Origin of the sequence: Mesorhizobium marinum, from assembly GCF_040813675.1 — a bacterium.
In the GTDB taxonomy this organism is placed as follows: Bacteria; Pseudomonadota; Alphaproteobacteria; order Rhizobiales; family Rhizobiaceae; genus Mesorhizobium_K; species Mesorhizobium_K marinum.
The window spans coordinates 216,703-230,244 of sequence record NZ_JBFOCI010000004.1 but is presented as its reverse complement, the minus strand read 5'-3'; the positions used below and the strand labels follow the sequence as shown (position 1 = coordinate 230,244).

General features: G+C 66.5%; 11 protein-coding genes. 4 read left to right on the top strand and 7 right to left on the bottom strand.

Going from position 1 to position 13,542, the window contains the following annotated elements:
- The first annotated feature begins 3 nt into the window (after positions 1–3).
- Positions 4–1,023, top strand: a complete 1,020-nt coding sequence (locus ABUE31_RS14845) for a type II secretion system F family protein (RefSeq protein ID WP_367724433.1) — start codon at positions 4–6, stop codon at positions 1,021–1,023.
- A 72-nt stretch (positions 1,024–1,095) separates the two neighbouring features.
- Here the strand turns inward: ABUE31_RS14845 and ABUE31_RS14840 are convergent, their stop codons facing one another.
- Positions 1,096–1,920 carry a tetratricopeptide repeat protein gene (locus ABUE31_RS14840; RefSeq protein WP_367724432.1) on the bottom strand — a complete coding sequence of 275 codons (825 nt, stop codon included), beginning with the start codon at positions 1,918–1,920 and terminating at the stop codon, positions 1,096–1,098.
- 124 nt (positions 1,921–2,044) lie between these two features.
- Here ABUE31_RS14840 and ABUE31_RS14835 point away from each other — a divergent pair, with 124 nt between their 5' ends.
- From ABUE31_RS14835 to ABUE31_RS14825, 3 genes are all read left to right on the top strand, one after another.
- The gene (locus tag ABUE31_RS14835; RefSeq protein ID WP_367724431.1) at positions 2,045–3,415 is read left to right on the top strand and encodes a leucyl aminopeptidase family protein; all 1,371 of its coding nucleotides are present in this window, start codon (positions 2,045–2,047) and stop codon (positions 3,413–3,415) included.
- Between the two features lie 77 nt (positions 3,416–3,492).
- On the top strand, positions 3,493–3,840 hold the full coding sequence (locus ABUE31_RS14830; protein WP_367724430.1) for a MarR family winged helix-turn-helix transcriptional regulator: 348 nt from the start codon (positions 3,493–3,495) through the stop codon (positions 3,838–3,840).
- Positions 3,837–4,694: a C40 family peptidase gene (locus ABUE31_RS14825; protein ID WP_367724429.1), complete on the top strand. Its 858-nt coding sequence runs from the start codon at positions 3,837–3,839 to the stop codon at positions 4,692–4,694. The genes ABUE31_RS14830 and ABUE31_RS14825 overlap by 4 nt, the downstream gene beginning before the upstream one ends.
- Positions 4,695–4,715: 21 nt before the next feature.
- Here the strand turns inward: ABUE31_RS14825 and ABUE31_RS14820 are convergent, their stop codons facing one another.
- The 6 genes from ABUE31_RS14820 to ABUE31_RS14795 form a co-directional block, all read right to left on the bottom strand.
- The gene (locus ABUE31_RS14820; protein ID WP_367724428.1) at positions 4,716–5,666 is read right to left on the bottom strand and encodes a 2-hydroxyacid dehydrogenase; all 951 of its coding nucleotides are present in this window, start codon (positions 5,664–5,666) and stop codon (positions 4,716–4,718) included.
- Between the two features lie 74 nt (positions 5,667–5,740).
- Entirely contained in the window at positions 5,741–7,372 is a 1,632-nt protein-coding gene (locus ABUE31_RS14815) for an ABC transporter ATP-binding protein (protein WP_367724427.1), read from the bottom strand.
- The gene (locus ABUE31_RS14810; RefSeq protein ID WP_367724426.1) at positions 7,369–8,505 is read right to left on the bottom strand and encodes an ABC transporter permease; all 1,137 of its coding nucleotides are present in this window, start codon (positions 8,503–8,505) and stop codon (positions 7,369–7,371) included. The genes ABUE31_RS14815 and ABUE31_RS14810 overlap by 4 nt, the downstream gene beginning before the upstream one ends.
- Positions 8,502–9,602, bottom strand: coding sequence for a microcin C ABC transporter permease YejB (locus ABUE31_RS14805; RefSeq protein WP_367724425.1), 1,101 nt, complete (start codon positions 9,600–9,602; stop codon positions 8,502–8,504). The genes ABUE31_RS14810 and ABUE31_RS14805 overlap by 4 nt, the downstream gene beginning before the upstream one ends.
- Before the next feature lie 75 nt (positions 9,603–9,677).
- A complete protein-coding gene (locus tag ABUE31_RS14800) occupies positions 9,678–11,552 on the bottom strand; it encodes an extracellular solute-binding protein (RefSeq protein WP_367724424.1) in 1,875 nt (624 codons plus the stop codon).
- Positions 11,552–13,423: an extracellular solute-binding protein gene (locus ABUE31_RS14795; RefSeq protein ID WP_367724423.1), complete on the bottom strand. Its 1,872-nt coding sequence runs from the start codon at positions 13,421–13,423 to the stop codon at positions 11,552–11,554. Before ABUE31_RS14795 ends, ABUE31_RS14800 begins: the two co-directional genes overlap by 1 nt.
- Positions 13,424–13,542: the final 119 nt, after the last annotated feature.

Genomic DNA, 13,542 nt, shown 5'->3' with positions numbered 1-13,542 from the left:
GCAATGACTGCCCAAGTCGTCAAGGCGATCACCGACCCGGCCTTCCTCATCGCGCTTTTCGTCGGCATCGCCGTCTTCGCGACCTTCTTCACCGTGATGCCCTCCCTGTCGGGGAACACGCTGAAGTCGCGGATGAAGTCGGTGGCGCTGGAGCGTGACGAACTGCGCATCAAGCAGCGCGCGCGGCTGGCCGCCGAGGCCGACCGCCGGCGCAAGGGCCTGCGCGAGGAGCAGTCGATCGGCATGCGGGCGATCGTCGACCGACTCGACCTGAGGCGAGCGCTCGCCGACGACAACACCGTTGCCAAGTTGAAGGTCGCCGGTTTCCGCGGCCAGAATCCGCTCACCCGGTTCCTCTTCTTCCGCCTGGTGCTGCCCTTCGTCTTCTTCGGCCTGGCCGCCGCCTACGTCTTCGTGCTCGGGGGGCTTCCCGAGCAGCCGCCGCTGATCAAGGGTTTCGTCTGCATCGTCGCCGCCTATGCCGGCTTCTACGCTCCGATCCTCTACGTCAACAACAGGGCGACCAAGCGCAAGCAGTCCATCCAACTCGCCTGGCCCGACGCGCTGGACCTGATGCTGATCTGCGTCGAGTCGGGCATGTCGATCGAGGCGGCGATCCGCAAGGTGGCCGACGAGATCGGCGGCCAGTCGGTCGGCCTGGCCGAGGAACTGATCCTCACCAACGCCGAACTCTCCTATCTGCCCGAGCGCAAGCAGGCCTACGAGAACCTCAACGCCCGCACCGGGCTGGAATCGGTCAAGTCTGTGACGCAGGCGCTGATCCAGGCGGAGCGTTACGGCACGCCGGTCGCGCATGCCCTTCGTGTCCTGGCCAGCGAAAGCCGCGACATGCGCATGAACGAGGCCGAGAAGAAGGCGGCGGCCTTGCCCCCCAAGCTGACGGTTCCGATGATCCTGTTCTTCCTGCCGGTGCTGTTCGCCATCATCCTCGGCCCGGCCGGTATCCAGGTCAACCAGCGCGGCGGCCTCTTCGGCGACGGCCAGAAGACGATGCAGGAATAGCGCGCCGCGCTTCGCGCCAAGAGAAAAGGCCGGTCGAGCGACCGGCCTTTTTCGTTCGGCTGACGCGTGCGATCAGTTGGTCGCGGACTTCTTCTTTTTCTTGTCTTCGTCCTTGAGCTGGCTCCAGGCGTTCTGCTGCGCCAGCATCTTGCGCAGGTAGGCGACGTTGGCCTGCGCCTGCTCCGGGGAAAGCTCCTGGCTGGCGATGCGTTCCGCCTCGTCGAAGCGGCCCTGCAGGCCGACCACCAGCGCCAGGTTCTGCCGCACACGGCTGTCCGCGCCGCGCTGCTCGGAAGCTGAACGCATGTAGGTTTCCGCAGTCTTCAGGTCGCCCTGCAGCACATAGGACATGCCGAGATTGGACAGGATCGACGGATCGTTCGGCTTGAGGTCGAGCGCGCGGCGGTAGAGCGTGCGCGCCTCGGCCGACTGGCCGAGCTGGTCGAGGATCGCCGCCTCCGCCGACAAAAGCTTCCAGTCCGGATACTCCGGAGTCTGCGCGCGGCGCACCGCGTCGAGCGCCGGCTCGAGTTCGCCGGCGCCGGCGAGCGCCTTGCCATAGGCGGCGAGAACGTCGCGGTCCTTCGGATAGTCGATGGCGAGCTTGCGCATCACGGCGAGCGACTGCTCGCTGTTGCCGTTCATCTGCAGCACCTGCGCGTATTTCATCGCGGTCGGCTTGTCGGAGGGGTTGGACGCGTAGGTCTTGCCGAGCGACGTGCTGGCACTGGCCAGTTCCTGCGCCGACATCTGTTCGACGGCCCGTCCGGACTTCGACACCGAGCCGGTGGTCATCTTGCTGGTGCCGCAGCCGGCGACGCCCACCGCGATGGTGATCGCCACCGTCGCCCGAAGAAGTCGTTTTCCGGTTGCGTTCATCGAGCGGGTGGTCAACATCTGCGCCGGGTCTCCCATCGCGCGGCGGACTTCCCGAGCGTCCGGCGCCGAACAGAAGCAATATTCCGTTAACCCTAACGGATGGTTAAGAGCGCGCCGCCGGCGCCGTGCAAGGACGTTTCGCATGCCTGTCCAACTCGTCGCAAAGAAGCCGCGTTCGTCGCGCCCGATCCACCTGGTCGCCGGCGGCGACCTCAAGGGGGCGGGGCTCGACGCCGCGGCTTCCGCCTGGGCCAAGGCCGCGGGCTTCAAGGGCGAAGCCGGCCAGTCGCTGCTGCTGCCTGGCGCCGGCGGCGAGGTCGCCGGCGTGCTGTTCGGCATCGGCAAGGCCGACGGCCGCCCGGCACTGGCCACAGGCGCGCTTGCAAAGTCCCTGCCCGACGGCGACTGGCATTTCGCGGCGGCGCCGGAGAAGCCGACGCTGGCCGCGCTCGGCATGCTGCTCGGCGGCTACATGTTCACCCGCTACGGCAAGAAGCCGCGCGCCAGCATCCGCCTGGCCGTTCCCTCCGGGGCCGACGCCGCCTATCTCGCGCGCGCCTCGGAAGCCGCCTTCCTCGCGCGCGATCTCGTCAATACGCCGACCAACGACATGGGCCCCGACGAGCTTGAGGCGGCGGTCCGGGCGCTGGCGCGCAGCCACAAGGCGAAGGTTTCCGTCACCAGCGGCGACGATCTCCTGGCCGCCAACCTGCCGATGATCCACGCGGTCGGCCGTGCGTCCGACAAGGCGCCACGCCTCGTCGACATGGTCTGGGGGCCGCGCGGCGCGCCGAAGGTCACGCTGGTCGGCAAGGGCGTCTGCTTCGACACCGGCGGCCTCGACATCAAGCCGCCGTCGAGCATGCTGCACATGAAGAAGGACATGGGCGGCGCCGCCAACGTCCTCGGCCTCGCGTCGATGATCATGGCGTCCGGGCTGAAGGTCAGGTTGCGCGTGCTCATCCCGGCGGTGGAGAACGCGATCTCCGGCAACGCCTTCCGCCCCGGCGACGTCCTCAGGAGCCGCAAGGGCACGACCGTCGAGATCGGCAACACCGACGCCGAGGGGCGGCTGGTGCTCGCCGACGCGCTGGCTCTCGCCGACGAGGAGGCGCCGTCGCTCCTCGTCGACATGGCGACGCTGACCGGCGCCGCGCGCGTGGCGCTCGGCCCCGAACTTCCGCCCTTCTACACCGACGACGAGGCGCTTGCCGCCGAACTCGCCGCGGCGTCCGCCGGCCTGGAGGACCCGCTCTGGCGCATGCCGCTCTGGCGGCCCTATGACGCAAAGCTGTCGTCGAAGGTCGCCGACATGAACAACGTCACATCCGATGGCTTCGCCGGATCGATCACCGCTGCGCTTTTCCTCAGGCGCTTCGTCGAGCGGGCGAGGAGCTGGGCGCATTTCGACATCTTCGCCTGGAACCCCACCGACCGGCCGCACGGTCCCGCCGGCGGCGAAGCGCAGGGGATTCGCGCGCTCGAACAGGTGATCGCCAGGCGCTACGGTTAGGCCGCGCAGCCGCAAGCCGGCGCAATGCGACCGGCAAATGATACGGATGCGAAACGATTTCGCGCTATACTGGCGTCATGATCGTTCTGCGACCGTTGCAAGCGCTGCGTCTGTGGCAGCAGGTTTCTCTCTCGGAGGTGCGTGACGAAGCGCCCGATTTGACCGTGCGCCAGATGGCGATCCTGCTCACCATCTATCTCGATCCGCCGCCGCACACGGTGCGCGGTCTGGCGGCGAAGCTCGAGGTCACCAAGCCGGTCATTACGCGGGCGCTGGATACGATGGGCGCCCTGAAGCTCGTTTCGCGCCATCGCGACGAGAAGGACAGGCGCAACGTCCTCATCAGGCGCACCGTCGAGGGCGCGCTCTATGTCGAGCGTTTCGGCGATGCTATCATCGCCAAGGCACAGGAACTCCCGCTTTGACCGCCCACGACAAGAGACTGCACGCCTTCCGTCCCGATCTCGCCGACGCAAGGCTCCAGGGCAAGGTTGCCGCCGAGCGCTTCGTCGACGGGCGTCCGGCGCGGATCGTCCAGCCGGTGGCGGACCTGCTCAGGGAACCGCGCCCGGACGCCGGTCTCGACACCCAACTCCTCTGCGGCGACGCGGTGACGGTCTTCGACGAGGCGGAAGGCTGGGCCTGGGTCCAGGCCGCCCGCGATGGTTATGTCGGCTACGTCTCCGGCGGCGCGCTCGGGCCGGGCGAAGCGCCGACCCATGTCGTCCACGCGCCCCGGAGCTTCATCTATCCGGGTCCCGACCTGAAGCTGCCGCGCATGGGCGAACTGTCGATGGGATCGGCGGTGACGGTGCGCGACTTCGCCGAGACGCGGGGCACGCGGTATGCGTTGCTGGCCAGCGGCGGCGCCATGATCGCCGCCCATCTCGGCGAGGCCGACCGGCGTGCCGACGATTTCGTCGCTGTGGCCGAGGATCTCCTGATGACGCCCTACCTCTGGGGCGGGGCCAGCGCCTTCGGCATCGATTGCTCCGGCCTGGTGCAACTCGCCATGCGCATGGCCGGGCGAGACGTGCTGCGCGACACCGACATGCAGGCGGCGACGATCGGCGCGGCGATCGAGCCTGGCGCAGACCGGGCCGATCTCAGGCGCGGCGATCTTGTATTCTGGAAGGGCCATGTCGCGATCATGGTCGATCCGCAAACGATCATCCATGCCAACGGCCACACCATGCTGGTCTCGCGCGAGGGGCTCGGCGAGGCCATCGACCGCATCGGCTACCTCTACGGCGGCCCGACCGGCTTCAGGCGGCCCTGAGAATTACTGACGGACTGAACGTTAGTATCCGGCCTTGCGATCGACGAGGTTGGCGAGCGGTTCGCCGCGCTCGAAGGCTTCCATCTGCTCGAGCATCGGGCCGACGAGATGGGACGGGTCGGAGGTGGCGGCTGAATGCGGCGTCACGAAGACGCGCGGATGCGTCCACAGCGGGCTGGTCTTCGGCAGCGGCTCGATCTCGAACACGTCGAGGCTGGCTTCCTTCAGCGTGCCGTCGTCCAGCGCGCGCGCGATGTCGGCGTCCTTCTGCAGCTTGCCGCGCCCGGCATTGATGAGCACCGCGCCGCCGAGCCCGTTGCGCTTGCGAAGCTGCTTGAGCAGGCGGTAGTCGACGATGCCCGTGGTCTGCTCGGTCAACGGCAGCAGCACGACGAGAATGTCGGTCGCGTTGAGGAACGGGGTCAGGCCCTGGTCGCCATGGAAGGTCGCGACGTCGGGCACGGACCGCTCGCTGCGGCTCCATCCATTGACGCGGAAGCCGGCGACCAGAAGCGCGCGGGCGGCGGCGCGGCCGAGCTCGCCAAGGCCCATGATGCCGACCGAGATGTCGTTGGCCGGCCGCTGCGGCGGTTCGTGCCACACCTTCCGCTTCTGCTGCGCCCTGTAGAGCATGCCCTGCCGGTGATGGTCGAGGACGCGCCAGAGGACGTAGTCCACCATGTGCTGCGTGAGATTCTCCGAGACGACGCGCACGATCGGCACGTCCGGCAGCGTCGGGTCCACGAGGATGTGGTCGACGCCGGCGCCCACCGAGAAGATCGCCTTCAGGTTGGGCAGCTTGGCCAGCAGGTTGCGCGGCTGTTTCCACACGACGGCGTAGGTGATGGAGGGGTCGTCGGGCGACGCCGGTTCGGTCACCACTTCGCGCGACTGCGAAAGAAGCTCGTACCAGGGGCGCGGGTTGGAACCGGTCATCGCAAGCAGGATGCGGCCTTTTTTGGGGTCAGACATTGTTCCTCCGAGATTCTCCGCTGCGAGCATGGCCTCGGGCCGGAGGCTTCGCAACCGTTTGGGGCCGGTTCGGACTATTCGCTGACGACGCCCGATGCCGCGGTTTCGATATGGAAGGCGGCCGAAAGCAGCGCCTTCGTGTAGTCGGTGCGCGGCCGCTCGAAAATCTGTTCGGCGGGGCCGCCCTCGACGATGCGGCCGTTGCGCATGACGATGACGTCGTTGGCCAGCGCCCGGATGACCTTCAGGTCGTGGCTGATGAAGAGATAGGCGAGGTCGTGCTTCTTCTGGAGGTCGCGCAAAAGGTCGACCACCTGCGCCTGCACGCTCATGTCGAGCGCCGAGGTCGGCTCGTCCAGCATCACGAATTTGGGCTTCAGGACCATGGCGCGGGCGATCGCGATGCGCTGGCGCTGGCCGCCGGAGAATTCGTGCGGATAGCGGAATCGGGTGCCGGGATCCAGGCCGACTTCGTTCAGCACGGCGACCACCCGGGCGTCGCGCTCGGCGGCAGACAGGGCGGGCTCGTGGATGGCCAGCCCCTCCTCGATGATCTCCGAGACCGACATCCGGGGGCTGAGCGATCCGAACGGGTCCTGGAACACGATCTGCAGTTCGCGCCGCAGCGGCCGCATCGCGCCGAAGGAAAGCTCGTTGATGTCGCGGCCGTCGAAGCGGATCTTCCCTTCCGACGAGATCATGCGGGCAAGCGCCAGCCCGAGCGTCGTCTTGCCCGAGCCCGATTCCCCGACCACGCCGAGCGTCTGCCCGGCCCGCACCGTCACGTCGATGCCGTCGACGGCCTTCACATTGTCCACGACCTTGCGGAAGAAGCCCCGCTTGATGGGAAACCAGACCTTGACGTCGCTGCCCGCCATCACTGTTTCCGCCGACGGGTCGGATGCGGGCGGCCGGCCCTTGGGCTCGGCGGCCAGCAGGTGTCGGGTATAGTCGTGCTGCGGGTTGGCGAAGATCTCCTTCGTCGGCCCTTCCTCGACGATCCGGCCGTGCGTCATGACGCAGACCCGGTCTGCGACCTTGCGCACGATGCCGAGGTCGTGGGTGATGAAGAGCATCGACATGCCCTTCCTCGCCTTGAGGTCGGCCAGCAGGGCCAGGATCTGCGCCTGCACGGTGACGTCGAGCGCGGTCGTCGGCTCGTCGGCGATCAGCAGTTCGGGCTCGTTGGCGAGCGCCATGGCGATCATCACGCGCTGCCGCTGCCCGCCGGAAAGCTGGTGCGGATAGGCGCCGAGGCGCTTTTCGGGATCGCGAATGCCGACCTCCGTGAGAAGTTCGATGGTGCGTTCGCGCGCCGCGCGCTCGCGCATGCCCTGGTGGATCGACAGCACCTCGCCGATCTGCTGTTCGATCGTGTGCAGCGGATTGAGCGACGTCATCGGCTCCTGGAAGATCATGGTGATCTTGTTGCCGCGCACCTGCCTCAGGTCCTTTTCCCCGAGCGCCAGAAGGTCCTGGCCCTCGAACAGGATCTTGCCGGAGGGATGGCTTGCCGGCGGGTAGGGCAGGAGCTTCAGCACCGAGAGCGCCGACACCGACTTGCCAGAGCCGGATTCGCCGACCAGCGCCAGCGTCTCTCCCCTGGCGATGTCGAAGGAGACGTGATCGACCGCGGTGGTTGTCGCGCCGCCTTGCGAGAAGGCGACCGAAAGGTCGCGGACGGAGAGCAGGGGGGCATCCGTCATTTGAAGGTCTTCCGGGGGTCGAAGGCGTCGCGTGTCGCCTCGCCGACGAAGATCAGCAGCGACAGCATCAGCGAGATGACGACGAAGCCGGAGATGCCGAGCCAGGGTGCGTTGAGGTTGCGCTGCCCCTGGCGCAGCAGTTCGCCGAGCGACGCCGAGCCGGGCGGCAGGCCGAAGCCGAGGAAGTCGAGCGACGTCAGCGTGGTGATCGATCCGTTCAGGATGAATGGCAGGAAGGTCAGCGTCGCCACCATCGCGTTGGGAAGCAGGTGCCGTCGCATGATGGTTGCGTTGGAGACGCCGAGCGCGCGCGCCGCGTTCACATATTCGAAGTTGCGCGCGCGCAGGAATTCGGCGCGCACCACGCCGACGAAGGCGGTCCAGGAAAACAGCAGCATCAGGCCGAGCAGGATGAAGAAGCCCGGCGGCAGCACCGCGGCCACGATCAGCAGCAGGTAGAGGACGGGGATCGCGGTCCAGATCTCGATGAAACGCTGGAACAAGAGGTCGGTCAGGCCGCCGAAATAGCCCTGCACGGCGCCGGCCGAGACGCCGATGATCGCCGAGCCGAGCGTGAGCGTCAGGCCGAACAGCACCGAGACGCGAAAACCGTAGAGCACGCGCGCCAGCACGTCGCGCGCCTGGTCGTCGGTGCCGAGCCAGTTCCAGTTGCCGATCGAGCAGTTGGGGTCGTCGACGCCGAGCGGATAGGCCGCGCAGCGCGTCGCCTTGTCGTAGAGCCAGGACGGCTTGGCCGGCGCCGCCGTGGGGATCTGGTTGTTGACCGTCCGGTAGTTGTAGCGGACCGGCGGCCAGACGAGCCAGCCGTTCGCCGTGATCTCGTCCTGGATGACCGGGTCGCGGTAGTCGGTGATGGCGTAGAAGCCGCCGAACTTCTCCTCCGGATAGTCGACCGCCACCGGCACCAGCAACTCGCCCTTGTACCACGCAAGTATGGGGCGGTCGTTGGCTATCAGCTCGGAGAACAGCGAAAGCACGAAGAGGACGAGGAAGATCCAGAGCGACCAGTAGCCGCGGCGGTTCGCCTTGAAGCTCGCCCAGCGGCGCTGGTTGAGCGGCGACAGGCGCGCGCGCTTCGCCGCGACGGGCGCCATATCGGCCAGGGCCGTCATACGTCCCTCCGCTCGAAGTCGATGCGCGGATCGATCCAGGTGTACATCATGTCGGAGATCAGGCTGACGAACAGGCCGATCAGCGAGAAGATGTAGAGGTTGGCGAACACCACCGGATAGTCGCGGTCGATGATGGAGCGGAAGCCGAGCAGGCCGAGCCCGTCCAGCGAGAAGATGTTCTCGATGAGCAGCGAGCCGGTGAAGAAGGCAGAGATGAACGCGCCGGGGAAACCGGCGATGATGATCAGCATGGCATTGCGGAAGACGTGGCCGTAGAGCACCTGCCGCTCGGTCAGTCCCTTGGCGCGGGCGGTCACCACATACTGCTTGCGGATTTCGTCGAGGAAGGAGTTCTTGGTCAGGAGCGTCGTCGTCGCGAAGGCCGACAGCACCATCGCGGTCAGCGGCAGCGCGAGATGCCAGAAATAGTCGACGATCTTTCCCCACAGGCTGAGCTGGTCGAAATTGTCTGAGGTCAGGCCGCGCAGCGGGAACCAGTCGAAGAACGAGCCGCCGGCGAAGAACACCATCAGCATGATGGCGAACAGGAAGCCCGGGATCGCGTAACCCACGATGACGATGGCGCTCGTCCAGATGTCGAAGGTGGAGCCGTCCTTGACCGCCTTGCGGATGCCGAGCGGGATCGAGATCAGGTAGGAGATCAGGGTGATCCACAGCCCGATCGATATCGACACCGGCATCTTTTCCAGGATCAGGTCGACCACCGAGATGTCCCGGAAATAGCTGTCGCCGAAATCGAAGCGGGCATAGTTCCAGAGCATCATCCCGAAGCGCTCGAGCGGCGGCTTGTCGAAGCCGAACTGCTTTTCCAGCTTGGCGATGAACTCCGGATCGAGCCCCTGCGCCCCGCGATACCGGGTCGAGCCTTCGGCCGAGCCGAGATTGTCCTCGCCGCCGAGGCCGTCGCCGCCGCCTCCGCCGCTCAGCGGATCGCCGCCGCCCTGGCCGGTCAGCTTGGCGATCACCTGCTCGACCGGTCCGCCCGGCGCGAACTGGATGACCGCGAAGGAGATCGCCATGATGCCGAACAGGGTCGGGATCATCAGAAGGACGCGCCGCAGGACGTAGGCGCCCATCAGGCCCTGCCTCCCGCCTGTTTCACGCTGTCCGCGCCGCGGTTGAAAGCCGGACGCGTCGCTCCGGGCCTTGCCTTACCCCCTGCCAATTGCCGCCGCCTTGTCCTTGTCGAACCACCACATCGTCTCGATCGGGAAGCCGTAGTCGGGCTTCGGTTCGACGAAGCCGAACATGTCCCAGTATGCCGCCCGGTGATTCGCCGAATACCAATTTGGAATCCAGTCCATCCGCGCACGCAAGACCCGGTCCAGCGCGCGCAGCGCGACGACCAGTTCCTCGCGGCTTGTCGCGCGGCCCGCGGCCTCGACCAGGCGGTCCACCGCGGGGCTGGCAGTGCCCGGCAGGTTGCGCGATCCGGGGGTTGCGGCGGCGCGCGAGTGGAAGATGGTTTCCAGCGTGCTCTGGGTCGGCGTCGCCGACAGTTGCAGGGCCATGCTGATCATGTCGAAATCGAATTCGGTCTGGCGCACCGCATACTGCGCCGGGTCGACCTGGCGGATCGAGGCGTCGATCCCGACGGCGCGCAAATTCTCGACGAACGGCGAATCGATGCGCACGAAGACGTCGTCGTTGACCAGGATCTCCAGCGCCAGGCTGTCGCCGGCGGCGTTGCGGACGAGCGAGCCCTGGCGCTTCCAGCCGGCATCCGCCAGCAGCCGCGAAGCCTCGCCGAGCAGCTTGCGGTCCCGCCCCGAGGCATTGGAAACCGGCTGCATCGGCGCTTCCCCGAGCGCCGTCCCGGGAATGTCGGCGCGCAGCGGCTCGAGCAGCGCAAGTTCATCAGGTGATGGCATGCCCTCGGCGACGAACTCCGACTGCTGGAAGCAGGACTGAGACCGCTCGTAGAGGCCGTAGAAAAGGCTCCGGTTGGTCCATTCGAAGTCGAAGCAGAGCGCGACCGCGCGCCGAACCCGTTCGTCGCTGAATTGCGGGCGGCGCTGGTTGATGGCCCATCCCTGCAGCTTCGGCCGGCGTTCCTCCGAAAATTCGCGCTTGATCACCTTGCCGTCCTTCAGCGCCGGAAAGTCGTATCCGGTCGCCCAGACGCGCGAGGTGAATTCCTGGCGATAGGTCACGTCGCCCTTCTTGAACGCCTCGAAGCCCGCCTGCCGCTCGCGATACACGTCGATGCGGATGGCGTCGAAATTGTTCTGGCCGCGGTTCACCGGCAGGTCGCGGCCCCAATAGTCTTCGACACGTTCGTAGACGATCGTCTGTCCGGCCGAGACCCGGCCGACCCGGTAGGGACCCGAGCCGAGCGGCGCGACGAGCTGCGAACTGTCGAAGGGATGCTCCGCAAACCAGGCTTTCGAGAGGATCGGATAGGTGATTGCCGTGAGGATCGTGCTGGCCGACTGCTTGCCCGAGAAGACGAGCCGCACCGTGCCCTGGTCGATCGCCTCGGCCGCCGCCAGCTCAAGCAGCGGCAGCGACAGCTGCGGGTGCCCCTTGTCCTTCAGCGTCAGGTAGCTGAAGGCGACGTCCTCGGCGGTGACCGGCGTGCCGTCGTGCCAGCGCGCCTGCGGCCGCAGGCGGAAGGTGAAGCTGTTGCGGTCGGCCGATATCGTCACCGATTCCGCGAGCAGGCCGTAGTTGGCGTCGGGCTCGTCGAGCGCCGGCGCCATCAGCGCGTCGTGGCAGAGTTCGAGCCGGGGCGGCGCGTCCCCGGTCAGCACGAAGCTGTTCAGCGTGTTGAAGGTGGTGACGTTCTGGTTGTAGAGCCAGTTGGGCGGCGAGAAGTTGATCGTGCCGCCCTTCGGCGCGTCCGGGTTGAGATAGCCGAAATGCGTGAAATCCGGCGGGTATTTGAGTTCGCCGAACGCCGAGAGCCCGTGCAGCGGCGTCTCGGTGGGGCTGGCCGCGAAGGACGCGGCCGGCAGCAGCGTTGCGGTCGCCGCCGCTGCCCCGAGGGCCAGGAACTCGCGCCGGTCGATGTCGCCCGCCCGCATCAATCGCGATGTCCGTACTTCGCCGCAAGGGCGGCTTCCTTTTCGGGATCGATCCACCAGGAATCGAGGTCGGGCCCGACGTAGTCCGGCTGCTTTTCGGGAATGCCGAACTTGTTCCAGTAGGCGTAGAAGTCGACGTCGCGAGTCAGCTGCGGAACGGTGTAGTAGTTCCAGAGCAGGACGCGGTCGAGCGCATGGGTCGCCGCCAGCAGGTCCTCGCGGTCGGTGGCGAACACGACGCGCTCGACGAGCTTGTCGACGACCGGGTTCTTGATGCCCGAATAGTTGCGCGAGCCAGGCGTGTCAGCTGCCTTCGACGACCAGAACTCGCGCTGTTCGTTGCCAGGCGATTCCGACTGCGCCAGCGAAGCCAGGATCACGTCGTAGTCGTAGTCGTTGACGCGGTTGGTATATTGCGACGGGTCGACGATCCGCAGCCGCGCCGTGATGCCGATCTTGCGCAGGGTGTCGGCAAAGAACGCAAAAGCCGGCTGGATCGATTCGTTGTTTGTCAGCAGTTCGAAGTCGAAGGGTTCGCCACTGGCGTTGACGAGTTTGCCGCCTTTCGAGGTCCAGCCTGCTTCGGTGAGGAGCCGGATCGCCTCGCGCAGGTGGGTCCGTTCGTCCTGTGGGGTCTTGTAGACCGGCAGCGTGAATTCCCGCGTGAACAGTTCGGGCGGCAGTTCGCTGCGGAACGGCTCGAGGATTTCGAGTTCCTTGCCTTCAGGCAGGCCGGACGACGCCAGGTCGCTTCCGATGAAGTAGCTGTTGACCCTTCTGTTGAGGCCGAAGGACAGCAGGCGGTTCGGCGTCTCGAAGTCATAGGCCAGCGTCAGCGCCTGGCGCACCCTGCGATCGGCGAACTGCGGCCGCCTGGTATTCAGGACGAAACCCTGGAAGTTGGCGCCGCTCGTCGCCTTGAACTCGCGCTGGATGACGTCGCCGGACTTGAGGGCCGGGAAATCGTATTTGGTCTTCCAGTCGCGCGCGCTGGGCTCGCGGTGGAGATCTTCGAGGCCGCCCTTCGTGAACGCCTGCCAGGCCGCATTTGCATCGAGGATGTAGGTGTATTTGCGCTTGTCGAAGTTCTCGCGACCGATCTTGACCGGCAGCTTGGCGCCCCAGTAGTCGGGAACGCGCGTCCAGACGATCTCCTGGCCCGGCTTCACGCTCTCGATCCTGTAGGCGGCCGAGCCGAGCGGCGGCTCCAGCGTCGGCTGGGTGATGTCGCGCTTCTTGCCCTTGGCGTCCGTGCCTTCCCACCAGTGCCTGGGCAGCACGGCCATGTCACCGAGAATCTTCGGCAGTTCGCGGTTGCCCTTCTGGTCGAAGTGGAACTCGACCTCGCGCTCGCCGACCGCCACGGCTTCCGTGACGTTCTCGTAGTAGCGCCGGTACCAGGGGCTGTTCTCCTTCAGCACCTTGAACGACCAGATCACGTCGTCGACGGTGATCGGCTCGCCGTCGTGCCACCGGGCGCGCGCGTCGAGGCGATAGGTCGCCGAGGAATAGTCCTCCGGATATTTGTAGGCTTCCGCGACGAGCGGGTGGCTGACGCTGGGCTCGTCGATCGATTGCTCCATCAGCGTGTCGTAGAGCAGCCCGCCGCCGAACGGCGCCAGCCCTGCCGGCGGCGTCCCGCGCACGATATAGGGGTTCAGGCTGTCGAAGGAGCCTTCGGCAACGGAATTGAGGGTGCCGCCCTTCGGCGCCTCGGGGTTCACGTAGTCGTAGCGCTGAAAATCCTGACCGTATTTCGATTCGCCCATCAGCGAGGAGGTCGTCTGCCATTCCTCGGCGCTGGCGTTCTGTCCCTGCGAGAGGAGCGCTGCGGCGACGATCCCGGCGAGAAGGGCGGTTGATGGTCTCATGCGATCCTCTTGAGCCACGGACGGATTTGCCTGGCGAACCCGGCGGGACGCCTGTTCTCGAACGCACCCCTTGTAACAAAAAAGCCGGGCTGAACCCGGCTTTTTCGTGGTTTCGAGCA